The sequence below is a fragment of the Bacteroidota bacterium genome, from assembly GCA_018831055.1.
GTDB lineage: Bacteria > Bacteroidota > Bacteroidia > Bacteroidales > B18-G4 > M55B132.
Genome location: JAHJRE010000088.1, coordinates 1 through 26,261 on the forward strand (window position 1 = coordinate 1; position 26,261 = coordinate 26,261).

Here is a 26,261-nt window from a genome sequence, read left to right on the forward strand (position 1 = left end):
CTCCGACCTAAGCTACCTCGGTGAAGCTGAAAAGGTAACCATCGACAAGGAAAACACAACCATCGTCAGCGGTAAAGGTAAAAAAGAAGATATCGAAGGCAGGGTAAAACAAATTAAAGCCCAGATTGAAGTCACTACCTCCGACTACGATAAGGAAAAACTTCAGGAAAGACTTGCTAAACTTGCCGGTGGTGTTGCCGTTATCTACGTTGGAGCTGCCAGTGAAGTCGAAATGAAGGAAAAGAAAGACAGGTTCGATGACGCCCTCAACGCAACTCGCGCAGCCATTGAAGAAGGTATTATCCCCGGTGGCGGTGTTGCTTACCTGAGAGCCGTTCCTGAACTCGACAACATTGAGACAGAAAACGAAGACGAAGAAATCGGTATCGCAATTATTAAAAGAGCTCTGGAAGAACCTATGCGCCAAATAGTGGAAAATGCCGGACTCGAAGGCTCCGTCATTGTTCAGAAAGTCAGGGAAGGTAAAGACGACTTCGGCTTTAACGCCAGAACCGAAGAATATGAATACCTCTTCGAATCCGGTGTGATCGACCCAACCAAAGTTGCCCGCGTTGCCCTGGAAAACGCAGCTTCTATTGCAGGTATGTTACTTACTACCGAATGTGTACTCGCCGACCATAAAGAAGAAAAGGAAAGCGGTGGTATGCCCGGTGGCCCCGGAATGGGCGGCGGAATGCCAGGAATGTATTAAAATACATTAAACCATTACTAAAAAACCCCTCTTCATTCGAGGGGTTTTTTATTTATCCTTAAATTTGTAATCAGATTATTGTTTAATGCCAAAACAAACATGACAATGACAAAATTAAAGCTTAACACAATTCTTATCCTGTTTGCCATGTTACCGGCTTTACAACTTTTCTCCCAACAAGACAGCATCCCACCTCCCACTCCTGCTAATATTCCGATTGATGAAGCAAGCGGACTGATCGTTTATCAGGAAGTGGTCTCAGAACCCGGTACCAAATCTGTTCTGTTTAACCGGGCCAGTGAATGGCTGCACCAGTTCTTTGCCAATCCTGTCCATGTTACCAAAGTAAGAGACGCATCCAGCGGTATTATCAAAGGCCGGCATCAGTTCGAATTATTCAGAACCGATAAAGACGGAAATAAAATCCATGCCGGTATGGTCCTGTATTCCTTTAAAATAGAGGCCCGGGACGAACGATACCGCTATACGGTCGATGAACTGCTCCTGCGCCAGCAATCACGATATCCTATCGAAAAATGGCTCGATAAAAATGACCCAAATTATAATCCCCAATGGGAGGAATACCTGCAGCAAATCGATAATTACGTTAGAAATGTTTTCGCTGCAAGCCTTAAAGAAGCCATGAAACCTAAAAAAGAATACCAGGAAGAAGAATGGTAATACTTCACCTTACTCAGTTAAACAGAATAAGCAGGCAATCATTTTCTAATTTATTCATTCTACGATTATTTAATCATAGCAGTTTTTTTATAAACATTATTCGTGTTTAATTGTTTATCTTTTTGATTAAACAAAAAAGTACAAAATGCAAAGAGTACAAGTCATAAAAGGTTTCTCAAAATTATTCAAAGAAGACAAACTGAAGCAGGTTACAAGCTATTTTGAAAATCCGGGAGAGGCTGAACAAATCCTGAAGTCATTCTGGCATCAGAACCCCTCTGTTCAAAACCTCCTGGACGAATTCAGCGAAAACAGTATCTCTAATTTCAACTTCCCCTATGGCATAGCACCGAATTTTCTGATCAACGATACCTTATACCTTATTCCCATGGTGATCGAGGAAAGTTCTGTGGTTGCTGCAGCAGCAAGCAGTGCCAAATTCTGGGCCGAGCATGGAGGGTTTCATGCCAAAGTTATCGCAGTTAAGAAAATAGGACAAGTGCATTTTATCTGGGAAGGTAATAAAGAAAAACTGATTGCAGCTATGCCTCGGTTACGTGAAGAAATGATTAAAGGAACGAGGCACCTCACAGCCAATATGGAAAAGCGTGGCGGAGGGATCCTGGATATTGATTTGGTGGATATGACCCATGAAATTGATAACTATTACCAGATCAAAGCATCTTTCAATACCGTGGATTCCATGGGTGCCAATTTCATCAATACCATCCTGGAAGAATTTGCCGGTATCCTGACAAGATTTATCGCCCGTCAGGACAACTTCGAAAGCCACGAAAAGTATTGCGAAATTATCATGTCGATACTCTCAAATTATACTCCTGAATGTCTGGTAAAGACATATGTGGAATGCGAGATCGACGCCTTTAAGAACTGCGACGAAAACCTCAGCGCCGAGCGTTTTGCCTGGAAGTTTGAAAAAGCAGTGCAAATCGCCCATGCCGACGTGCATCGGGCAACAACTCACAACAAAGGTGTTTTTAACGGTATAGACGCAGTAATCCTGGCCACGGGAAATGATTTCAGGGCCATTGAAGCCGGAGGTCATACTTATGCGGCCAGAAACGGAAAATACGCGAGCCTCACTGACATCAAAATAGAAAATAACCGTTTTCACTACAGCCTTACAATCCCCATGGCATTAGGAACTGTTGGCGGCTTAACAGGACTCCATCCCCTTGCCAAATTTTCATTGGGCTTGCTGAATAACCCGGATGCCGAACAGCTTATGATGATCGCGGCATCCGTGGGTCTGGCCAATAACTTTGGTGCCGTCAAATCTCTTATAACCAAAGGCATTCAAATTGGCCATATGCGCATGCACTTATATAATATCCTGAACCATATAGGTGTTTCACCGCAGGAAAAAAACAAGGCAGTTGAGTATTTTAAAGATAAAAAGGTATCTTTCAGTTCTGTAAATGAATTGATCGCAAATCTGAGATCTAATTAATTCCTATCGTTTTGAAGAATATCACCCTACATTCCAACGGGAAACTGCTGCTCAGCGGTGAATACCTCGTGATGCAGGGTGCTCTTGCCCTTGCCCTGCCTCTCATTAAAGGTCAATCCCTGAATATCAGCCCGGTACATGGGAACAGACTTCTATGGGAAAGCACAGATACTGAAGGAATATGGTTTTCCTGCGAAATTAACCTGAACTCATGGGACATTATTTCCACATCAGATCCCTTAAAAGCATCTAAACTCATTGAAATAATCAGGATGGCAGCCATTCTGAATCCCCGTTTTCTGATCCACGATCAAGGATATAAGGTACAAAGTAATCTGGAGTTTTCGAAAGAATGGGGATGGGGTAGTAGTTCTACACTATATACCAACATTGCAAATTGGGCAGAAATTGATCCTTTCACCCTATATTTTGCTTTGGAAAACGGTTCAGGTTATGATATTGCCTGCGCTCATGCAAAACAGGCAGTTTTATATCAACTTAGAGGAAAAGACCCTGTATACCAGGAAATTGACTTCAACCCTCCTTTCCGGGCTAATTTAGCTTTCATCTATTCCGGAAAAAAACAGGATACCAGAACAAGTATCCTTGAATTTAGGTCAGAAATTAGCAAACATACTACTGAATCCGAACAGATTACCCAGATTACCAAAGAAATAGCAGATAGCCGTAAACTCAACGATTTTCTCTATTTCCTCAAAGAACATGAAAAGATCATCAGCTCCCTCCTGGGAATGAAAATGATACAGGAAGCAGAGTTTGGAGATTTTGAAGGTATCACCAAATCACTGGGCGCCTGGGGAGGTGATTTTCTTTTGGCTGCCAGTAACAATGGCATTGAATATATCCGGCAGTACTTCCAAAATAAAGGACTGAATATAATTTACGGATTTGACCAAATCATCAGACATGATGGGAGCAATAATGCAAAATAACAATCGTCTTGAGGGAACCATTTCCTGGAGAAGCCCATCGAATATAGCCCTGATCAAATACTGGGGGAAATTCGACGGGCAGATCCCAGCCAACCCTTCCCTTAGCATGACACTGAAGAATGCCTATACGGAAACCGTTTTGCAATATCAGCCGGCCAATACTAACTCTCCTGAAATCCTTGTTGATGGTAATCAATCTGAGAAATTCACGACCCGGATACAGAATTATTTTGAAAAGCTCCAGAAACATTTCCCGGAGATAGGATCTTTTTCATTCAGGATAAAAACTCACAACACTTTCCCACATTCAGCGGGCATTGCATCCTCGGCATCCGGATTCAGCGCCCTGGCTTTATGCCTGCTCACGTGGCACGAAAACATCCGTGGTAATAATTACGATGATTTTTTCAGGATGGCATCCGATTTGGCCCGTCAAGGTTCAGGAAGTGCCTCACGGTCGGTTTACGGTGGAATGACGGTCTGGGGGAACCATCCCGATGTTGCGGGTTCATCAGATTACTTTGCCATTCCCGTTCCTGTGAAAGTTCATCCCCTGTTCGCCGACCTGAAAGATACCATATTAATTGTCGATTCAGGTGAAAAACAGGTTTCAAGTTCCATGGGACATGCATCCATGACCGGTCATCCCTTTGCAGAAGCCCGCTACAGACAGGCTAATGCTAACCTCTCTTCCATCCTGAAGGCTATTACAACCGGAAACTGGCAGGTTTTCCAGGATATCACCGAAAATGAGGCATTGACTTTGCATTCCCTCATGATGTCAGCCCAGAATGGTTATACCCTGCTTAAACCGGATACTTTAAATATTTTGCAGGAAATAAAGAAAATACGGGAACAAAGGCAATTAAATGTTTGTTTTACCCTAGACGCCGGGCCAAATGTGCATTTAATCTACCCTGCTTCAGAATCGGATGCAATAAAGCCATGGATTGAAAAAACACTTCCTGGATATTGTGAAAACCATCACAGGATTGAGGATGAAACCGGTAACGGACCTGTACTGTTAAAAAACGAAAAACGATGAAGAACATTAGCAGCAAATTTTATGCAAAGATATTGCTGTTCGGAGAGTACAGTGTCATTTGCGATTCTATGGGATTAACCATCCCCTACGCTCATTTCGAGGGGACATTCAGCTTTATTAACCAGGATTCCAATAAAAACTATGATGAGGCCATCCGCTCCAACCGCCACTTGAAAAAATATGCTGACCATCTTGCACTATTACGACTCGAAGGCGAATATTTTTCAGGAATGGATCTCGAACAGCTTTTCCGGGATATTGATGCAGGACTATACTTTCGTTCAAACATTCCACAAGGCTATGGCATTGGTAGCTCAGGAGCCCTTGTAGCAGCTATCTATGAACGCTATGGCAACAGTGGTTTAAACCCTGGTCAGCCTATTGGCCCGGAGAAAACAAACGATCTTAAGAAAACATTTGCCCTTATGGAATCCTATTTCCATGGAACCAGTTCCGGCCTCGACCCACTGCTTTGTTTTCTTCAGCGACCCTTGCTTATCCGAAATAAAACCGATATCCAGTTTGTGAATATCCCTCCTAACCAGTTTTCCCGACAAGGTGCCATATTCCTCCTGGATTCAGGTAAACCAGGAAAAACCCAGCCCCTGGTGAAGCATTTTATGAATCAGTGCAAAGTCACTGCTTTCAACGACAGAATTCAATCGGAACTGATACCCCTCAACGATCAATGCATCACATCCCTGCTTAAGGCTGATACGGAGGTGTTTACAGATAGTCTGCAAAAACTATCGGCGTTCCAGCTACATAATTTTTCGGCCATGATCCCTGCCCATTTCCGGAATATTTGGGAAGATGGCCTTAATCATGGGAAATTCTCGATGAAACTATGCGGTTCAGGAGGTGGCGGTTTTATGCTGGCTTTTGCCAATCATTACGAGTCTGCTGTTGCTGACCTGCAACATCGTGGTTTGGAATTTATTACAGTATATAAAAATTCTGCCGGTGTTAAGGCTCCTTCCTTTATATTTGTATAAAGATAATCTCTGAATACATGAAGAATTACTTTTCTGTTTCTGGTCATATCATAGATGTTGTGACCGGAAGGATCTTTGACGGTACCGTTTTTGCAGAGAATGGCAGGATAATAAGAATTGAGGAAACCTCAAATGTCCCGGATCAATATATTATACCAGGACTGATTGATGCCCACATACACATCGAAAGTTCCATGCTCGTTCCCTCCGAATTTGCCAGGATTGCCGTTACGCACGGAACCGTTGCCACGGTGTCGGATCCTCATGAAATTGCCAATGTATTGGGTATCCCCGGAATCATGTTCATGATAGAAAACGGCAAGAAAACACCTTTCAAATTCTTTTTCGGTGCTTCCTCATGCGTGCCTGCCACCGGTTTTGAATCCTCCGGTGCAATCCTTGGGCCTGATGAAGTCAGGAAACTCCTGGAAATGCCCGAAATCCACTATCTTTCCGAAATGATGAATTATCCCGGAGTTATTTCCCAGGATGCTGAGGTAATGAACAAAATCAACATTGCCCATGGACTGGATAAACCGGTCGACGGCCATGCCCCCGGCCTCATGGGCGAGGATGCACGAAAATACATTGCAGCAGGGATAAGCACTGACCATGAATGTTATATGATCGAAGAGGCACGGGAGAAGGTGGCTTTGGGCATGAAAATTCTCATCAGGGAAGGTAGTGCTGCCAAGAATTTCAATGAGCTTATACCCTTGCTGGCTGAAAATCCTGAAATGGTGATGTTCTGCTCTGACGACCGCCACCCCGATGACCTTGTTAAAGAACACATAAACAGCCATGTTAAAAGGGCATTGAACATGGGTTACAACCCTATTGACGTTTTAAGAGCCGCATCCCTCAACCCTGTTAAACATTATAAACTCGATGCAGGATTGCTCCAACCCGGAGATCCCGCCGATTTTATCGTGGTCGATAACCTGCAGGAATTCAATATCCTGAAAACCTATATCAATGGCGAAAAAGTATCAGAAAATGGGGTATCACTCTTAACATCTATACAAACAGAACCGATCAACAATTTTAATGCTCAAAGGATTAAAACGGAGGATTTTCAACTGCAAGCTACCGGTGACCATATCCGCGTGATCCAAGCAATCGATGGTCAGCTTATAACTGGCAGCCTCGAGTCCAAAGCAATACGTAATGGAGATTTTGCTGAAAGTAGTCCTATGGATGACATCCTGAAAATTGCCGTTATTAACCGTTATGATCCTGCCATACCAGCTATCGGATTTATCAAAGGATTTGGACTTAAAGAAGGTGCTATCGCATCCTCAGTGGCACACGACAGCCATAATATCATCGTTACCGGAGCTACTGATGAAGCCATGGCTGAAGCCGCCAACCTTTTAATAGAGCACAAAGGAGGTATTGCTGCCATTGGAAAGGATTTCAAGCATATACTTCCCCTTCCTGTCGCAGGACTGATGTCTGATAAGGATGGATACCAGGTCGCCAGTGATTACGAATTGGCCGATAAACAGGCAAAAAAACTCGGATCTGAACTACATGCTCCATATATGACTCTGTCTTTTATGGCTCTCCTGGTTATTCCACAATTAAAACTCAGTGATAAAGGACTTTTTGATGCGAAAAACTTCCGTTTTACCAAAATTTTTTCTTAGCTGAGGTGAGATATTTATATATTTATTTGCCATTTATATCATTTTTATATATTTTTGCAAAAATGTTTGGTTATGGGAAAATTAAAATTAGAAATCACAAAACTGGAAAGTGCAGCCAGTAAATTACGGGCTATAGCACATCCGATGAGAATTGCCATCATTGAGCTTTTGAACAATGGTGCGAAAATGAGCGTTACGGAAATCTATAAAAAACTCAACATTGAGCAGGCTTCTGCCTCACATCATCTGAATATCCTTAAAAATAAAGGTGTTCTGGAATCAAAAAGGGATGGAAAGAAAATCTTTTACTCCCTTAAGAGTCAGACTTTAAAGGAGATCATTGATTGCATTAACAGGTGCAATGAAGAATAGAAAGTAATAACTTTCTGTTGCTCTTCTTTATCAAACTTGCCAAATTTGTTTTTTCGATTTTCAGGATAATGTTATTTAATAATTTCATTATCCTTATAATGTTTAAGCAATTCACAACTAAGACCCTTTGGGTCTTTTTTTTATTCCGGAATCAGGTTCCATTCTTCATCCATCTCCCAATTGCCTCGGATTTCAATGCTTTCAGGAAAGTAATAAACTTTTTCGGGCTGAATACCTTTCAAATAATTGCCTGAATCCCAACGGCCGTTCCGGTTCCTGTCCTGGATTGCTTTGATTACATATTTTGCAGGCTGAAGATATTGAAACTCCAGGGATGCCTCCCCTTCTACCACAGCTTCCCGCAATACTTTTTCTTTGCCGTCGAGCAATTGGACAACATAAGGGTTAAGACTGTCGGAAATGCTTACTTTCATTCTCAATATGCCGTAATCTTCCGGTGAAAGAGTGCCAAAACGGAAATTCAGGCTGTCATTCTGCTTTCCGGTTAAATCTGTCAGAATGGAATCGGGTATGATAATCTCGTAGGAAGCAGACTCCTTCCAGGGTATATCGAATAAAAGTCGTCTGTTGACCGGTGTGTCAATAAAAACGGGAGCAAAGAACTGTGTATCCGCCTCCTCAATTAACAATACCTGAGAAAAATCAAAATTCGTCACCGGATATTCAAAGATCATGGATGCCTTCCCGTTCAGATCCATCTTTCCTCCCCGAAGATTGGTAGAAAACTTCAAAGGTTCCGGTTTCTTGTCCTGCTTATTAATCCTGCCTTTCCGTACAGTTTGAATAAGCGGTACCTTAACTGTATCCAAAACAAGAGTATCATCAGAGATAATCAGATTCAAGGAATCTGTAAACGCATTCCTTATCCAGTAAACAAGAGTATCCCTTCCCCGGTTCCATTCTTCCGTCTTCCATTCATCCCCAACCACAGTATCGCTAACAACAATATGGGGATGCTTAACAGGAAAACGGAAAACAAAACGCAAAAATGCTTCTTTTTCCAGCTTTGCTTCCAGCAAACGCTGAGTTGAGTCTACCTCCCGGAACATGGATAATCTATAATGATTGTAATCCGGCTTTTCCTGAGTTGCAACACTGTCTGTTAACAATGTATCCTGCAACACCAGGCTTGTATCCGCCATAATGGAATCCTGTTCCTGAAATTCCTCCAACACCGGTATGGAATCCTGTCCTTGATCCTCCTCAAAAACACGTATGGTATCATTCCCCACTATCATATAATAACCGGAATCCTGCACGATGGAATCCATTGCAACCCCAATTGTATCCGGCACCAAGGTGTCCAATACAGGCGTTGAAAAATACTCCGGAACAATAAGAGAATCCAGGAATGCGATATCCTCATTGGGAAGATCAAACAGGAAATTCTTATTGATATCGTTCAGTGCAAATATCTTAAAATGACCGGGACGGAGGTTGTTCAGTACAAAAACGCCTTCTTCTATGGTTCGGGTAACATAAAGGGGCCGCACCAGGTAAGGTACCGAATCAAGGGGAATGGTATCGTATGATGACTTATACAACATGACCAGTACATCTTTCTGAGGCTTAAGATCAAAAGCATTCACAACCTCACCCATGATGCTCATGGAATCAAGCACCGGACCTGTAGAGAAAACATAGGTGAAATAGGGCAACACATTCCCTTCATTGAGGTCGCTGATGGCTTTACCGAAAAATACCGAATAGGTTGTGCTGTCTTCCAGATCCCCCTCGAAAGTAACCTGCACGGATCTTCCTTTTAGCTTGAATTCAGGTAATTCCGCAGGTGGGGATAAAAATACCTCGTCGTTTACATTATTGAGTTGTATAAATTCATCAAACGACAAACGAAATTGTCCTTCCTGAAAATCAGTAGTGCCATTAGGTGGCTCAAGGGCAATGATGACCGGGGGATTGGTGTCTTTACTCCCTCCCGTAGGCGCTACCGGATTGGCACAACGCACCGCTACAAGCATTGTGATAATGATTGGAAAAATAAACGGTCTGCAAATCTTACCCATTCTCAGGTGCTTCATTTTACAAAGATGGTAAAAACTTCATTACCCCTTTAAAGCAAGCGGAATTCATAACCCCTTCCCAGACACTCTTCCAGGAATAATGGAAGCGTAATCAGCATATTTTCCCTTGCTTTCAGGCTGTCGTGAAAGACAAGAATATCTCCTCTGCCGGAGATATTCAAGGCGTTACTTAGACAGGTTGCAGGTTGCAGGTCCCTGTTAAAATCACCGCTTAAAGCAGTCCACATGATTACCCGGTATTTCCCTTTAAGCCATTTGGCCTGCCTGCGGGTGATCCTGCCATAAGGTGGCCGGAATAAATCCCCGGATACCAGACCGGCACATTGTTCGACATCCCGGATGTAATCCTCAAATCCTGATTTCCAGCCATTAAGATGATGAAAAGTGTGGTTGCCTGTCCTATGTCCTTTGCCAATAACTTTCGCATAAACCTCGGGGTATTTGCGGACATTATCGCCAACACAGAAAAATGTTGCCTTTACATCAAAATGATCAAGGATATCAAGTACAGCCGGGGTTACATCAGGATGGGGCCCGTCGTCAAAGGTAAGATACAGAGAATTCTTACCGTTTCGGACCCTCCAGATAAGCCCGGGACCATACAGGTTCCTCATTAACCAGGATGGCTTGAGATAATTCAAAATTATCGGTTAAAGGGTTGTCCAACATAACGCTGGTAATACTGATCGAATATCTTTTTCGATTCACCGGCAATATCTTCCCTTTGATTCTCCAATGCCAACCGATAAATTTCCTGCATCATGGCAAGGTTCTGCTGCCTTTGAAAGTCAACCTTTTCTGCTTTATCTCCTGTAAAACTGAAGAAATAATATAGGTTGTCCAGGGTATGATCGTAGAGTTTTACCAGGATGGCATCTCCTTTATCCGTCCTGCCTGACTTATAATATGCATCGGCCACAGGGACAACAAAATAATCATAAGGTATTGAGGCATCGGGGATGATTTCCGTAATCCTGTCGGCCACCAATGCTGCCGAATCCTTCTTCCCCTGGCGTATAAGTTCCTGGGCCAGCCTGCCATAGATATTTCTCAGATTCATCGCAGCCCGTATATTCTCTTCACTCCAGAATAGCGTGGAATCGGCCATGCTGATGCTATAACGGTTCATCAGGTTGTTGTACATTGCCTCAGTGCTAACCCCTCCGACCTGATGGTCAGGACTCTTGATCCTGGCCGGGATTAAACGGTAGGCCATACCTTCCTGAACAAAATACTTTTGAATACCAAGATACGCATCATCACCTGTGGTTGTCGAAAAATATACCGGCCGTGTCCAGTCAATATGTGCTATCAAATCCAGCACCATTAAGTGATTCTTTCCAACACCCTGGGTGTTGACCGTCCATTCTATATCCTCAATTCTGTCGGCAAATTCTGCAGGAATTGCATTATTAGCAATAACCTCCGCTGAATCAACAGATACCCTGAACTTCTTTGCAGGAAAATAATCAAAGGTTTGTCCTCCCGAACGTATCTTCAGCTTATCTTCATCTCTTTTCATAATGTTGAAAAGTTCCTTCAATTCCACATAGCCTTTGATGTTTTCATTTTCAATGAGGTACACAACATCGCGTGTTCCCTGCTTGTACTGGTCGTAGTTCAGAGTGAAGGGTACCGGATCCGCATCATAAACCTTTCGCTGCATCTGGCTGATGTACCAGTCGCCACTGAGCAGGCTCAGATTGCAAACCCTCACATCGGTACGTATACCCTCAACTTCCTGGGCATACCATAGAGGGAAAGTGTCGTTATCGCCGTTTGTAAACAAAATGGCATTGGGTTCACAGGAATTCAGGTAACATTTAGCCACTTCCAGTGCGGTATAGCGTCCCGAACGGCTGTGATCATCCCATCCTTCGTAACCCATATTTGCCGGAACCAGCAAAACAGTGGCAATGCCAACTATGAGTACACTGGTGACAGGCTTTAAATACCGACTCAGTTTTTCAACCAGGTATATCACTCCCAGTCCGATCCAGATGGAAAATGCATAAAAGGAAGCGGCGTAAGCATAATCCCTTTCACGGGGTTGCGGCGCATGCTGATTGAGGTAAACCACAATGGCCAGGCCTGTCATCACAAACAACAAAGTCACTACCAGCCCGTCGTGATACTTTTTGCGGAATTGATAAAAGAGCCCGAACAATCCCAGGATAAGAGGAAGGAAATAATACGTGTTCCTGGCTTTGCTTTTCATATTGTCAGGAAGGTTCTTCTGTGGCCCCAGACGCATTTCGTCAAGGAAGGTGATCCCACTCAGCCAGTTACCATGCAAAAGGTCACCATGTCCCTGTATTTCATTTTGCCTTCCTGCGAAATTCCACATGAAATACCGGAAATACATATGCCCCAGCTGGTAATCGAAAAAATACCTGAGGTTTTCGCCGAATGTTGGTTTCCTTTTTCCATCAGGATCACCCTTGATACCGGCCCACCTCTTGTAATCCTCAATATAACGGCTTTCCGTATTGTTCCACATCCTGGGGAATATCGTTATATATTCCGGATCGTATACCAGTTTTGTTCCTTTGCGGTCATCCTTGATCACATATTTGCCCTTCGAGCTGTCGCGCATGTAAACCGGTTTGCCGTCTTCCTGCCCAATCACCGGCGCATTGTAATACGGACCCTTCAGCAAGGGCCAGTCACCGTATTGCTCACGATTCAAATAGGATAACAGGCTGATCGCATCCTTCGGGCTATTCTCATTGATCGGGGTTTCCGCGTTGGAACGTATCACCAGCATGATAAATGAAGAGTAACCGATGAGGATGAAAACAAGGGATAAAATGACGGTATTCTGCAAAGCAGCCAGTTTGCGGGTAAGAAAGAAAAATCCGGCTACAATGGCGAGAATGACGATTCTGAGAAAAAATGAACCGGCACTATCGCTTTCCAACAGAAAAAAGAGGGCCATAATCCCACCCAGGATATAAACCCACATTTTAAACCTTCTCGTGGGCCGCTGGGTATAAATAAGCGCTATGACCAGCAAGGAGATCAATACCACTGCCAGAACGATCGTCCCGGTATGAAAAGGCAAACCCATTCCATTGACAAATAAAAGCTCGGTGTTGGCAAACAGGGTAAGTGTTTCGGGTATGATGCCATACATGATGGCAGCAAGTACCAGAAAACTGACCAGGATGACAAATATCACCCTCCAGAATTTATAGTTGCGATACTTCCTGAAATATATTATCAATCCGATGGCAGGAATGGCAAGCAGGTTCAGCAGATGCACCCCGATTGACAAACCCATCAGGTATGCAATAAGGATAAGCCAGCGGTCGGCATGCTTTTCGTCGGCAACCTGCTCCCAACGTAGTACAGCCCAGAAAACCATCGCGGTGAACAGCGATGACATGGCATATACTTCTCCTTCCACCGCGGAAAACCAGAACGAATCGGAAAAGGCATAAGCAAGAGAGCCTACGATTCCTGCCGAAAGGATCGTCCACATCCCGGCCTTTGTCATCTCTTCCCCACCCCTGATCACCAATCGTTTGGCAAGCATGGTGATTGTCCAGAACAGGAAAAGTATGGTAAAACTACTCGACAGAGCCGACATGGTGTTGATCATAAAGGCAACCTGGCTGTTATCCCCAAAAGCAAACAGGGAGAAAAAACGCCCAAGTAACTGGAAGAATGGCGCCCCCGGAGGATGACCCACCTGTAATTTAAAGGCGGTGGAAATATATTCCCCGCAATCCCAAAAACTTGTTGTCGGTTCAGCTGTTAAAATATATACAACTGAGGCGATCAGGAATATGATCCAGCCGGTGAGGTTGTTTAGCCTTCGATATGAGGTCATAACAATAATTTAGGTTATTCGCTATCCTGCGAAAATAGAAAAAATAAGGATGCCCCAATATTCAATAATTCTCTAATTTTGCTTAAACTATTGAGCATGAACATTATTATAATCAATTTAATATCAAGGATATGAAAAAATTAGTCTTGCTAAGGCATGGTGAAAGTGTCTGGAACAAAGAGAACAGGTTTACGGGTTGGACCGATGTCGGCCTTTCGGAAAAAGGAACAGAAGAAGCCATTGAAGCCGGAAAAGTACTGAAAGACAATGGCTTCCGGTTTAAACTGGCTTATACCTCTTACCTTACCAGGGCCATCAAGACCCTCTGGCTTGTGCTGGAAGAGATGGACCTGATGTGGATCCCGGTTGACAAAAGCTGGAGGCTGAATGAGAAACATTACGGTATGCTACAGGGATTGAACAAATCCGAAATGGCTGACAAATACGGCGATGAACAGATACTCCTGTGGAGAAGAAGCTACGACATCCCTCCCCCACCCCTGACAGAGGATGATGAACGTAGCTCCCTGAAGGATCCCCGCTATGCAGAACTGAATAAAAAAGATATCCCCATGACAGAATGCCTCAAAGATGTGGTTGACCGCATGGTTCCATACTGGGAAAATGAAATCTCCGTTAACCTCGAAGCCTACGAAGAAGTACTGGTGGCTGCCCATGGTAACAGCCTTAGGGCTGTGGTTAAATACCTCAAGGATATGAGCGATGAGGATATCCTGGCATTCAATATCCCCACTGGAATTCCCTACGTTTTTGAATTCGATGATGATATGAACCTGCTGAAAGATTACTTCCTGGGAGACCCCGAAGTGATAAAAAAGCTGATGGAACAGGTTGCCAACCAGGCTAAAAAGAAGTAACCCGGATGAAAAAGCATTGGGTCATACCCGACATCCATGGCTGCTCCAAAACCCTGCAGTCACTGATAGATTATCAGATCAACCCTTCCAAACATGACTGGCTGTATTTCCTGGGCGATTATATCGACCGCGGCCCCGATTCTAAGGGAGTGATCGATTATATCATGAGCCTCCAGGAAAAAGAGTATAATATCCGCCTTTTAAAGGGAAACCATGAGGAATACATCCTGAAAGCCTATTATGCCGAGCCTGAAAAAAAAGGGTTCCTGGGTTTTGGTAAAAAAAATGAGGTAAAAAAAGAATGGACCCACTTCGGCGGGAAAGAATGTATGAACAGTTTCGGGGTGAAAAACCTGCGCGATATTCCGGAAAAATATATCCATTGGCTTGAAAACCTGGAATTGTATATCGATCTTGATCAGTTCCTCCTTGTACATGCCGGGTTGAACTTCGGCAAGGAGGATCCTTTTGAGGACGAACATGCCATGCTTTGGATACGGGAATTTCTAAACGAACCGGAACGGATCGGCAATAAAACCATTATTCACGGGCATGTCCCCATTAACCTCGAATTACTTTATCATTTCAGGGATCATCCCGAACTGAAGGTCATCGATCTTGATAACGGCGTTTACATGAAAGACCGTTCCGGGTTTGGAAATTTACTGGCGCTGGAGTTGGGCTCTATGGATTTAGCGGTGCAGTATAATTTGGATATGTGATACAGATGACATCTTCCCCGGGGGAGATGTCATCTGCTAACTCCTCGATTCAATCAAAATCTCCAGCAACTTGATCCCTGCGTCGGAAATCACGGTTCCGGGACCGAAAATGGCTACTGCCCCGGCTTTGTAAAGAAAGTCATAATCCTGGGGTGGGATTACGCCTCCAACAATCACCATGATGTCTTCACGACCGAGTTTCTTCAGTTCTTCTATCAACTGAGGGACCAGTGTCTTATGCCCTGCAGCCAGACTGGAAACCCCCACTATGTGCACATCGTTCTCAACTGCCTGGCGTGCCGTTTCCTGAGGAGTCTGGAACAATGGCCCGATGTCAACATCGAACCCTATATCTGCAAATCCTGTAGCTACTACCTTTTCACCCCTGTCGTGCCCGTCCTGGCCCATCTTGGCGACCATGATCCTGGGCCTTCTTCCTTCCAGTTCGGCAAACTTATCCGCTAACTCACATGCTTTGCTAAAACTGCTGTCTCCCTTCGATTCGAAAGAATAAACACCTGAAATAGACCTGATCACTGCTTTGTAACGGCCAAAGACCTTTTCGCAGGCAAAGGAGATCTCTCCCAGGGTTGCTCTTTTCTTTGCAGCGTCAACTGCAAGCTCCAGCAGGTTGCCTTCGCCGGTTTCGCAGGAATAGGTGATGGCTTTCAAGGCTTCCTGCACTTCCGCTTCGTTCCTGGATGCCTTCAGTTTATTGATCCGTCTTATCTGTGCTTCCCTCACGGCGCTGTTGTCAACCTCAAGGGTTTCTATCGGGTCTTCCTTTTCCAGCCGGTACTTGTTCACTCCAACGATGGTATCTTTGTGTGAATCGATCCTGGCCTGTTTGCGGGCGGCAGCTTCCTCAATACGCATCTTCGGCAATCCGGTCTCGATGGCCTTTGCCATACCTCCCAGCTCTTCCACTTCACTGATTAACTCCCAGGCACGATGAGCGATATCATTCGTAAGCGCTTCCACATAGTAGGATCCTGCCCAGGGATCAACATTCCGTGTCACCTGGGTCTCTTCCTGGATATATATTTGCGTGTTCCTGGCAATTCGCGCGGAAAAGTCGGTGGGCAAAGCAATGGCCTCATCCAGAGCATTCGTATGAAGGCTTTGCGTGTGGCCCAGGACAGCACCCATGGCTTCAATGCAGGTCCTGGCTACATTGTTGAAAGGATCCTGCTCCGTCAAACTCCAGCCCGATGTCTGGCAATGCGTTCGTAATGCCATGGATTTGGGATTCTTTGGATTGAACTGCTTCACGATCTTAGCCCATAGCATTCGGGCAGCCCGCATCTTGGCAATCTCCATGAAGTGGTTCATACCTATGCCCCAGAAAAAGGATAACCTCGGTGCAAAAGTATCGATATCCATCCCGGCCTGTATGCCTGTACGGATATATTCCAGCCCGTCGGCCAGCGTATAGGCAAGTTCAAGATCAGCCGTGGCACCGGCTTCCTGCATATGATACCCCGAAATGCTGATGGAATTGAACTTGGGCATATTCTTCGACGTATATTCAAAGATATCGGCTATGATTCGCATGGAGGGTAATGGCGGATAAATATAGGTGTTCCTGACCATGAATTCTTTCAGGATGTCGTTCTGGATGGTGCCGCTAAGCTGCTCCAGTTTCACTCCCTGCTCCAGCGCAGCCACGATATAAAACGCCATTACCGGCAAGACAGCCCCGTTCATGGTCATCGAAACCGACATCTTATCCAATGGAATGCTCTTGAACAATATCTCCATGTCGAGAATGGAATCGATAGCAACACCTGCCTTGCCTACATCACCTACAACCCTCTCGTGATCGGAGTCATATCCCCGGTGAGTGGCCAGGTCAAAGGCAATGGATAATCCTTTCTGGCCGGCCGCCAGATTGCGGCGGTAAAAAGCATTCGACTCCTCTGCCGTGGAAAAACCTGCGTACTGACGGATGGTCCATGGACGCATAACGTACATGGCCGAATAAGGCCCCCGAAGAAAAGGCGGAAGTCCTGCCGCATAATCCAGATGTTCCATTTCCCTTAGGTCGGCGGCTGTGTATACCGGTTTCACTGCTATCTTTTCCGGGGTTATCCAGCCTGCCTCAATATGGCTTCTGTGCTCCCAGGATGGAATATCTGCTTCTTTCGACCGCACAGACTTATAATCGATGTGTTGGAAATTAGGTTTCATCCGTAAATCATTTTTAAATTAAATAATACCCAGTTCTTTATTAAATTCCCTTAAGGTTTCCAGGACATTCGACCGGATATGGATAAAATGCCTGATGCCGGCTGCCTGCAACATTTCCAGGCTTTCTTTCGGGTAGCCGGCTATCACGACTATGGCACGATCATTCAGTTTGGCATATATCTCCGGGGCAATCACGGGATATTCCTCATCGGAACTACATATCACAACGATTTCCGCTTGCTGTTTCAGGGCAGCTTCCACTCCCTCGTCAATGGCAGCGAAACCAAGATTGTCGATAATCTCATAACCCGCACAGGCAAAGAAATTTGAGGAAAACTGTGCCCTTGCGATGCGCATCGAAAGGTTCCCGAAAGTGAACATAAATGCTTTCGGACGACCGCTCTTCAATGCATACTGATCGGTTTCGTAACGCAAACGCTCAAATTCCTGTGCTCCCCGGTATAACTTCAACGTCTCCGCCATGGCACCTGCCACTTTTTCGTCATCTTCTTCAAATACAGTCAGGTCAACCTCCTTGCTAATGTGTTCCCCGAAATTTGGGTACTGGTTTGTTCCCAGGATGACCTGTCTGCGCGTAGCAATATCTTTGTCTTTCTCCCTGGCCGTTTCTGCTATTACTTCCTGAATGTATCCCTGCCTGAAGGCTTCGATAAAACCACCTTGGGATTCTACTTCCAGGAATAATCTCCACGACTCTTCGGCTATGGATGCCGTAAGGTTCTCAATATAATAACTGCCGGCTGCAGGATCAATGATCTTGTCGAAATAAGATTCCTCTTTCAGCAACAACTGCTGGTTACGGGCTATCCGCTCTGAAAAGTCGCCCGGCTCCTCAAAAATGCTATCGAAGGGTTTTACCGTTAGGGAATCTACCCCGGCAATGATTGCTGACATGGCCTCCGTTGTTGTTCGCAGCATATTCACGTAAGGGTCATAGAGGGTCTTGTTCCAGTCGAGTGTAACGGCATTCACCCTCATAAGTGCAATTTCATTATCCGACGGGCCGTATGCTTTTACTATGGATGCCCATAAAAGCCTTGCTGCACGGATCTTGGCAATTTCCAGGAAATAATTTGAGCCTGTGGCAAAGGTAAACTTGATGTTCGGTGCTACCTGGTCGACAGAAACACCCGTATCTGTGAGCTGTGTGAGGTACTCAGCACCGCATGCCAGACTGAAAGCCAGTTCCTGGACAATCGAAGAACCGGCATTGCGGAACAGGGAACCGTTAACCTGTAAAACGCTGAAATGCTGGAAATGACGAGCAATATCGATCAAACGGCGAGCGGTATCAAAGCTTTCCTCCCGGCTCTGGTAAAAGGATCCCTTCAGCAGAAGATAACCCAATGGATCAAAATCAATGAATCCATGTATCTTCTGGAAATCCCGGTTATATTTTACAATCAGATCATAGTGGTGCTGCATGACCTGCAGAGCCTGTCCGGGCGGACAGGCGAAGTTGACCTCCACGATCTCGGCGAAAATGTTTTTCATCAGCCTGTCGAGGTCACTTTCAGTGTATTCCTTGTCCTCCAGGATAAAGCCCAGCGAATCTACGCCCTTCATCAGGATGTCGAGGGCTTTCCCGTTGGCTTTTTCAATGTCGTTTACCCGGATGTCCTGTCGGATATACCACTCGTTTGCAGTGGTTTTATCGCCCCTGACAAATGGAAATTCACCGGGGACCTCCATGAGGAACTCCAGTTCCGAAAGGTCTTCCTTCCTGTAATATGGCTTTACATCAAAGCCTTCCCCGGTCTTCCAGACCAGCTTTTTTTCATAATCCGCCCCCTTGAGATCGGCACGGATCAGGGCTTCCCACTCTTCCGTGCTTACCGGCGGAAACTCGCTGAAAAGTCTTGGTTTCTTTTCTTCCTGCGGCATGTTGTCTTATTTTCTTTTGAAATGATTTAAATGTCAGCATCATAGAAACCGACACCCGGCAAAATTACAACAATTACAGGAAGTGGGGCAAGGATGAGGAAATTTGTTGTTATTTAATTAACACCAGCCGTTCAACATCGGCATTCTGGTTTCGGAACACAGATGACATCTCCCCCGGGGGAGATGTCATCTGTTAATGAATGAAGTTTGCTCTTTTTCCTTTTCGGTTCAACAACCGCAAATTTTAACAAACTTTACTATATTTACAACTTGTCAAAATAGGCATCCATTTACTCACCATACAGAAAATGAAAACCGTTATTTTTTCTTTTATCACAATTTTTGGTATATGTAACATTACACTTTCGCAATGGGTGTTACAAAGTCCTATTCCAACTAGCGAAACATTGTATGATGCTTGTTTTATAAATAATTATACTGGATGGATTGCCGGTGACAACGGAAAAGTGTTTGTAACTTTCGATGGAGGATTAAATTGGGAGGATAGATCTTTGGATTCAATTACGTCATCAATTCCTTGTATAATGTTTGTAGATGAAAATAATGGTTGGTTTGGCACGAGTACAGCTGATATTTTTTATACTCCTGATGGGGGTCTTACTTGGTTACATCAAGGGAAAATATTTGACCATATAGTATTTGATATATTTTTTATTGATAATTTAAAGGGGTGGGCTGTTGGATCAAATAGCAAAATAATGAATACTATTGATGGTGGAGTGAATTGGACTCTTCAACCCTCCTCAGTAGTTTATGCTCTAAAAACAATATTTTTTATCAATCAAGATACTGGATGGTGCGCTGGATATAATGGAGAATATCATTATACCTTAAATGGTGGAAATACATGGAACAAAGGAAGTTTAGGAGCAATTGCCTCCTATAATTGTATCTATTTTTCGGATTACTATAACGGATGGATTGTTGGTGAAAATGGAAAGGTTAAGTATTCAAATGACGGGGGCAATTGTTGGACAACTCAATATCCAAATATTATTGAAGATCTTAATAGTGTATCTTTTGCAGATCATTTGAACGGTTGGGCGGTTGGGAATAATGGTTTCATAATATATACCAATAATTCTGGAGATGATTGGATCCAACAAAGTAATCCTATATCCTCTGATTTTCTGAATGTTCAATTTATAAATCAGACGACTGGATGGGCTGTTGGTCAATTTGGACAAATTATTAATACAGAAGATGGAGGGGAAAATTGGTTAGCTTTAACAAAGGGAAGCATTGAATATCTACAAAGTATTTTTTCTTTAAACAATAATATTGCTTGGGCTGCTGGTTATAACGGCACAATTCTGAAAACTATTGATGCAGGTGAAAAATGGACAATACAGAATAATATAGGCAATGAGATTTTACATGATATATACTTTGCCGATGAAATGAATGGTTGGACAATAGGTAATAATGGTACTATTTTATTCACTCAAAATGGCGGAACAGACTGGAATATTCAGGCATGTAACTCTATTAATGATCTTTACACCATCTATTTCATTAATCCATCTACCGCCTGGATATGTGGTAGTATGGGAGAGATATTAAAATCAACAGATGGTGGTTTTAACTGGATAAGTCAGAATTCAGGAGTAACAAAAGATTTAAATAGCATTTGCTTTACAAATCCTAATCAGGGATTTATATGTGGTGAGGAGGGATTAATATTATATACAAATGATGCTGGATTAAACTGGGAACAGCAGGAATGCCCAACATATTCTTCACTTAATGACATATTTTTTCTGAATGACTCTGTTGGTTGGATCGTTGGTAACAATGGTAAACTTTTATTTACTCATAATAGTGGAGATTTTTGGGATTTAAAAATATTGCCAATTACATCATCTCTCAAATCCATATATTTCTTTAATGACTATAATGGATGGATTGCAGGATATGATGGAAAAATCTTCTATACACCCGATATAGGATTGAATTGGTATAGTCAACCAATTAATACTTCAAATAATTTAATGGATATTTACTTCTGTGATCATAACTCTGGATGGGTTGTTGGAGAATTGGGGAATATTTTTTATACTGATAATGGGGGGATAGTAGGATTCAATCAGTTAAAACAAAAAGAAGAGCTTGCTATTCTAACTATGCCAAATCCTTTTCATAATAAAGCAATAATTCAGATATACTCCAAGCAGGCTTGTGAATTTGAAATTAGAATTTATAATCAATCCGGAAATATTTTGCATGAACAAATGATTAAGATATCAAACAATGATGTCCAAAAAATCATATGGAATCCATCCACTGATAATTGTTCTGGACTTATATTTATTACTATTAGAGGTTGCAATCAATCTTTAATTAAAAAAATGATATACATAAAATAAATATATTAGGAAAAATAACAATTATGAAGAAATTATTTTTCTTAGGAATGCTTTTCCCAATTTGTTTAGTTGGGCAGAATATAGATGATGCATACTCAGATCATACTGGACAAAGTAGATTTTCAGATTTCATTCCTCCTGGTTGGGATGGAGAATATCAAGTATTTTTAAAAGATATATACTGGAATTCTATATACAAAAATTACAATCAAGCTGCAAAATCCTTTAAAATGGAAATTGTTTCATTCCCATTTATACCAAAATATTTAGATGACAACGATACAAATACAAAGGTGAACTTACACTCAAACCTTTATGATTATAGATGTTTTGACGTACAACTTGCAGAAGGTTATTCTTTTGGAGAACTTGAACAACATTATAATCAAGGTGGGGATGTTTATGATTATTGGGGATGGGGTTGGGATTATGGATATTGGAATATATTTAGTAAAATAAAGAATAATTACATTTGTGATGATGAAGGTGTTTATAAAATGTGCAAGGGTGACTATGGTTTAATTAGTGCAGGGTTCTATGTACCCATTCCATGTAGCAATGATAACCAAAAAGATGTTTGGTTTCCTCACACCATTATTAAGCATACAGTATATTTTCATTGTGGACCAAGTCTTGAAGATAACATTGTTGACTCATTGTATTGGATTTATGACAATACTCGTGGCACTATGAAAGGATATCCCTTTGTTAGTACAAATGGTGGCGGTGAATTCAATGATTTTATTAATCCAACTATCGATGTTTGTTTTAGACCAACTTTTATGAATTGTAATTTTGTTTATAATCCTTTAGTACAAATAACAAATCATCCTGATTATGATAGTGGTTGGCAACCACCTGAGGATGCATCTGGCTCTGTCAATTACTTTCCACCCGAAGAGGTATTGGAAAACTTTGACGTTTGCGAAACATATGAATTATACTACAATCCAAACCAACAGCCAATTAATAGCGGCTTTTTAGTTACGCCTTCGTGGAAATATGTTGATCATATACATCCCTGTTCATATGCATTATTAGATGCTCCTCTACTAAATGCAAATGGTCAATATTGGGCTGGTTATGACGCCTCAGGATCAATACTTGAGGGCAAGGAACATGTCTATGAGATTAACAATAGTATAGATTTAACATTAATAAACCCCTATGAAAAAATAATATATAATCCCTCACATGTATTTGTTAATGCTAATTTAACTTTCCCACGAGACTATAAATTTCTTACTTTACATGGCAAATATCCTGATAAGGATAATGAAGTACTTAAATATTATGAAGATTATTGGTATAACAAACCATTCATATTTGAATTTGAGCGATATTATCCAACCCCAGTTAATAAGGATATTAATGCAGAGCCTTGGTCAACCTACCAACTGAATAATAGAATTGCAATTACTATTGAACCATGTACAATAATAATGAATGCAAAATTTATAGGAACAGACAAAGAAGAGAAAGGGATCCTTATTTGTGATACAAACGCAGTATATGGGAATTGGAAATATGATAAAGAAACGATTGAAATTATTCAACTTGCCCCTGGTCCTGATTGTGGCGAGGAACCAATTCCTGATCGAAATAATACTAATGCAATTCTTTTCTCTCATCAAGTTAGCACAAGAAAAAAGGAGTTTATAAGGGTTTATAATAATCCTTCAAAAAATGTAAATATTGAACTTATTGACCCGTCTAGATTTAAGGCACCTATTATACAAATTATTGACTCTTTTGGGAATAAGATCAAAATGATTGTAAATCCTCAAGAAGCAATTCATCTTTGTGATTATAAACTTTCGTCGGGAATTTATCTTGTATTACTTTATGATATGGAAAGAAGGTTGGAATCAAAAAAAGTGATTATAACTTATTAGAAACCTTATTACTATTCAATCTTGGTGATCTGTTTCTAGCTGTTTAAGGATAAGGTCTGTAAGTTAGAAAAATATGTTTTAATCAGATGACTTCTCCCCTGGTGGTGATGTCATCTGTTAATGAAAATTTAACAGTTATTTCTCCCAAGCTTCATTGAATCAATATTCAACTTTCTATAATTCCCAATTCTCCAGCACCCAGTTCCCCAGCACCCAGTTCCCCAGTACCCAGTTCCCCAGTACCCAGTTCCCCAGTACCCAGCCCCAATAACCTGCATCACCCTATCCCCGTATCCAGTCGGCATCCCTCCCTTACTCCACCACCTCCATCTCTTCTACCAAATGCCCGGCTCCTGCGAACTTATCCATGATAAACAGGCAGTAACGGATGTCGAGGCTGATGTTGCGGCATTGTTCAGGGTCATAGACAATATCGCTCATGGTGCCTTCCCAGCAACGGTCGAAATTCAGGCCGATGAGTTCGCCGGTGGCGTTGATGACCGGGCTTCCGGAATTACCCCCGGAGGTGTGGTTCATGGCCGTGAAACATACCCGCAAACTTCCGTCTTTATCTGCGTAACGTCCGTAATCCTCTTCCCTGTATAGCTCTTTTAGCTTGTCTTCAACCACATAGTCGTAAATATCTGGATTCTCCTTTTCCATTATGCCGTCGAGGGTCGTATAATAGCCGTATTCCACCCCGTCGGCCGGCGAATAATCCATGACAGGCCCGTAGGAAACACGCAAGGTGGAATTGGCATCCGGGTAAAAACGGCGCTCCGGCTCAAACTCCATCAATGCCTTCATGTATATGCGCTGGAGGCTGTCGGCCCTATCGTACAAAACAAAGATATCCGGGATGATCTTTTCCTGATAAACCGAGTAAATATCCGAAGCAAGCTTGTAAGCGGGGTCTTTCAGGATTTTCTTATAAGCAGATGGCTTATAGGTATCCAGGAAGGAAAGGACTTTCTCTTCCGAAGCCAGGAAGGACTTTTCAAAGACCATTCCGGCATACGCCTTGATATCTCCATTATACTTCTTTGCAATCTCCCTGAATACAGTGGGTTGAAATTCCTGTTCCACCTGACGGTAATACTCAGTCAACAGGGTGATGAATACTTCCTTGTCAACCTTTTCCTGATAATCTTTGAAATGCCGTTGCGCCGCAACATGATACGACTCAAGCAAGGTTGCCAACTGTGTGTCGTCCATTCCTTTTTCGCTTGCCTCAACCATCCTGCGGAATCCAAGTGCATAACGGAGTATCTCTATCCTGAAACCCACTTCCGTTACATAGGTCATGGCTATATCAAGGGGTGTTATCTCCTCGTACACTTTTTCATATTCAGGAAGCAGCTTGGCATATTTTTTTGCCCTCTGACTATCAGCTCCGGCCCATTCAATGAACTCACGTTCCTGCTGTTGCTTCCTTTCAATGATCCCGGTGCGGAGTATCCCACGGTTCTCCCCTATCCACTTTTTCCAGCTATTGGCTACCCCTGCCGATTTGGAGGCATATTGTATCCTGATCAGGTCATCCTGGTTAATGTATTTATTGTAAATATCCAGGACTTTCCCCCGCATTTCAATCCGTAATGGATTCTTATGTCCGAAAAGGGGTTCTATTGCAAATGAAGGAATATATTGCTCAGTTGAGCCCGGGTAACCGAATACCATGGTAAAATCACCTTTATCAACACCTTTAAGGGATACAGGAAAGAAATATTTTGGTTTGTAAGGAACATTCTTATCAGAATATGGCGCCGGTTTATTGTTTGAATCAGCATAAATCCTGAATACCGAAAAATCGCCCGTATGCCTGGGCCACATCCAGTTGTCGGTATCCCCTCCGAACTTGCCAATATTGGAAGGCGGCGCACCCACCAGCCGTACATCTTTGAAAACCTCGTTAATAAACATATAATACTGGTTCCCATGATAAAAAGGCCTTATCACCACCTTGTACCCGGAGGTATCCTCCACGCTCCTCACGATAGCATCGATATGGCTGCGGACAATGGAATCCCTCACCTTCTCACGCATATTGTCGTCTATTCCCTCCAGCACTCTTGCTGTCACGTCGTCCATCCTGACCAGGAAAGTGACCCTTAAACCCGGGTTGGGCAGCTCCTTTTCACGACTCATGGCCCAGAAACCATCCGTAAGGTAGTCATTTTCCAGACTGCTGTGCCGTTGTATGGAACCATAACCGCAATGATGGTTGGTAAGCAACAGCCCCTGGTCGGAAACAAGCGCCCCTGTACACCCGCCACCAAAGATCACAATAGCATCCTTCAGACTGGTGTGATTGATGTTGTAAATGTCATCCGCACTGAGCTTCATGCCCATTTCCTGCATATCCTTCTCATTGTACTTCTTCAGAAGCATGGGTATCCACATACCCTCATCGGCTAAGGATATGGAAGGAATTGATATAGAAAGAATAAACGTTAATAGTAAGACATTGATTTTCATCATCTTTAACTAATTTAGTAATTGCTAACG

18 protein-coding genes are annotated in these 26,261 nt (G+C 42.9%); 12 read left to right on the forward strand and 6 right to left on the reverse strand.

Annotation, left to right across the window (positions count from 1 at the left end):
* The 8 genes from groEL to KKA81_05240 all read left to right on the forward strand — a co-directional run.
* A partial coding sequence (gene groEL / locus KKA81_05205) for a chaperonin GroEL (protein MBU2650311.1) occupies positions 1–712 on the forward strand: 712 nt, incomplete at its 5' end.
* Between the two features lie 105 nt (positions 713–817).
* On the forward strand, positions 818–1,393 hold the full coding sequence (locus tag KKA81_05210; protein MBU2650312.1) for a DUF4468 domain-containing protein: 576 nt from the start codon (positions 818–820) through the stop codon (positions 1,391–1,393).
* A 145-nt stretch (positions 1,394–1,538) separates the two neighbouring features.
* Entirely contained in the window at positions 1,539–2,864 is a 1,326-nt protein-coding gene (locus KKA81_05215) for a hydroxymethylglutaryl-CoA reductase, degradative (GenBank protein ID MBU2650313.1), read from the forward strand.
* An 11-nt stretch (positions 2,865–2,875) separates the two neighbouring features.
* Positions 2,876–3,817, forward strand: coding sequence for a GHMP kinase (locus KKA81_05220; GenBank protein ID MBU2650314.1), 942 nt, complete (start codon positions 2,876–2,878; stop codon positions 3,815–3,817).
* Positions 3,792–4,862, forward strand: coding sequence for a diphosphomevalonate decarboxylase (mvaD, locus tag KKA81_05225; GenBank protein MBU2650315.1), 1,071 nt, complete (start codon positions 3,792–3,794; stop codon positions 4,860–4,862). The genes KKA81_05220 and mvaD overlap by 26 nt, the downstream gene beginning before the upstream one ends.
* On the forward strand, positions 4,859–5,857 hold the full coding sequence (locus KKA81_05230; protein MBU2650316.1) for a mevalonate kinase: 999 nt from the start codon (positions 4,859–4,861) through the stop codon (positions 5,855–5,857). The genes mvaD and KKA81_05230 overlap by 4 nt, the downstream gene beginning before the upstream one ends.
* 17 nt (positions 5,858–5,874) lie before the next feature.
* Positions 5,875–7,506, forward strand: coding sequence for an adenine deaminase (ade, locus tag KKA81_05235; GenBank protein ID MBU2650317.1), 1,632 nt, complete (start codon positions 5,875–5,877; stop codon positions 7,504–7,506).
* A gap of 72 nt (positions 7,507–7,578) precedes the next feature.
* A complete protein-coding gene (locus KKA81_05240; GenBank protein ID MBU2650318.1) occupies positions 7,579–7,878 on the forward strand; it encodes a metalloregulator ArsR/SmtB family transcription factor in 300 nt (99 codons plus the stop codon).
* A 140-nt stretch (positions 7,879–8,018) separates the two neighbouring features.
* On the opposite strand, the gene KKA81_05245 is transcribed toward KKA81_05240, so the two are convergent.
* The 3 genes from KKA81_05245 to KKA81_05255 form a co-directional block, all read right to left on the reverse strand.
* Positions 8,019–9,878 (reverse strand): Ig-like domain-containing protein, encoded by a 1,860-nt coding sequence (locus tag KKA81_05245; protein MBU2650319.1) that lies wholly within the window; start codon positions 9,876–9,878, stop codon positions 8,019–8,021.
* A 92-nt stretch (positions 9,879–9,970) separates the two neighbouring features.
* Positions 9,971–10,555, reverse strand: a complete 585-nt coding sequence (locus KKA81_05250; protein ID MBU2650320.1) for a polysaccharide deacetylase family protein — start codon at positions 10,553–10,555, stop codon at positions 9,971–9,973.
* 29 nt (positions 10,556–10,584) lie between these two features.
* Positions 10,585–13,776: a DUF2723 domain-containing protein gene (locus KKA81_05255; GenBank protein MBU2650321.1), complete on the reverse strand. Its 3,192-nt coding sequence runs from the start codon at positions 13,774–13,776 to the stop codon at positions 10,585–10,587.
* A 131-nt stretch (positions 13,777–13,907) separates the two neighbouring features.
* Between KKA81_05255 and gpmA the strand changes: the two genes are divergently transcribed.
* Both gpmA and KKA81_05265 read left to right on the forward strand, forming a co-directional pair.
* Positions 13,908–14,654, forward strand: coding sequence for a 2,3-diphosphoglycerate-dependent phosphoglycerate mutase (gpmA, locus tag KKA81_05260; GenBank protein ID MBU2650322.1), 747 nt, complete (start codon positions 13,908–13,910; stop codon positions 14,652–14,654).
* A gap of 5 nt (positions 14,655–14,659) precedes the next feature.
* On the forward strand, positions 14,660–15,376 hold the full coding sequence (locus tag KKA81_05265) for a serine/threonine protein phosphatase (GenBank protein ID MBU2650323.1): 717 nt from the start codon (positions 14,660–14,662) through the stop codon (positions 15,374–15,376).
* A 36-nt stretch (positions 15,377–15,412) separates the two neighbouring features.
* Here the strand turns inward: KKA81_05265 and scpA are convergent, their stop codons facing one another.
* Complete coding sequence (gene scpA, locus KKA81_05270) at positions 15,413–17,566, reverse strand: methylmalonyl-CoA mutase (GenBank protein MBU2650324.1); 2,154 nt, start codon at positions 17,564–17,566, stop codon at positions 15,413–15,415.
* 18 nt (positions 17,567–17,584) lie between these two features.
* Positions 17,585–19,471: a methylmalonyl-CoA mutase small subunit gene (locus KKA81_05275; protein ID MBU2650325.1), complete on the reverse strand. Its 1,887-nt coding sequence runs from the start codon at positions 19,469–19,471 to the stop codon at positions 17,585–17,587.
* Between the two features lie 308 nt (positions 19,472–19,779).
* On the opposite strand from KKA81_05275, the gene KKA81_05280 reads away from it, so the two are divergent.
* Entirely contained in the window at positions 19,780–21,858 is a 2,079-nt protein-coding gene (locus tag KKA81_05280; protein ID MBU2650326.1) for a hypothetical protein, read from the forward strand.
* Positions 21,859–21,881: 23 nt separating this feature from the next.
* Positions 21,882–23,753 carry a T9SS type A sorting domain-containing protein gene (locus KKA81_05285; protein MBU2650327.1) on the forward strand — a complete coding sequence of 624 codons (1,872 nt, stop codon included), beginning with the start codon at positions 21,882–21,884 and terminating at the stop codon, positions 23,751–23,753.
* Positions 23,754–24,065: 312 nt separating this feature from the next.
* Here the strand turns inward: KKA81_05285 and KKA81_05290 are convergent, their stop codons facing one another.
* A complete protein-coding gene (locus tag KKA81_05290) occupies positions 24,066–26,234 on the reverse strand; it encodes a S46 family peptidase (GenBank protein ID MBU2650328.1) in 2,169 nt (722 codons plus the stop codon).
* Positions 26,235–26,261: the final 27 nt, after the last annotated feature.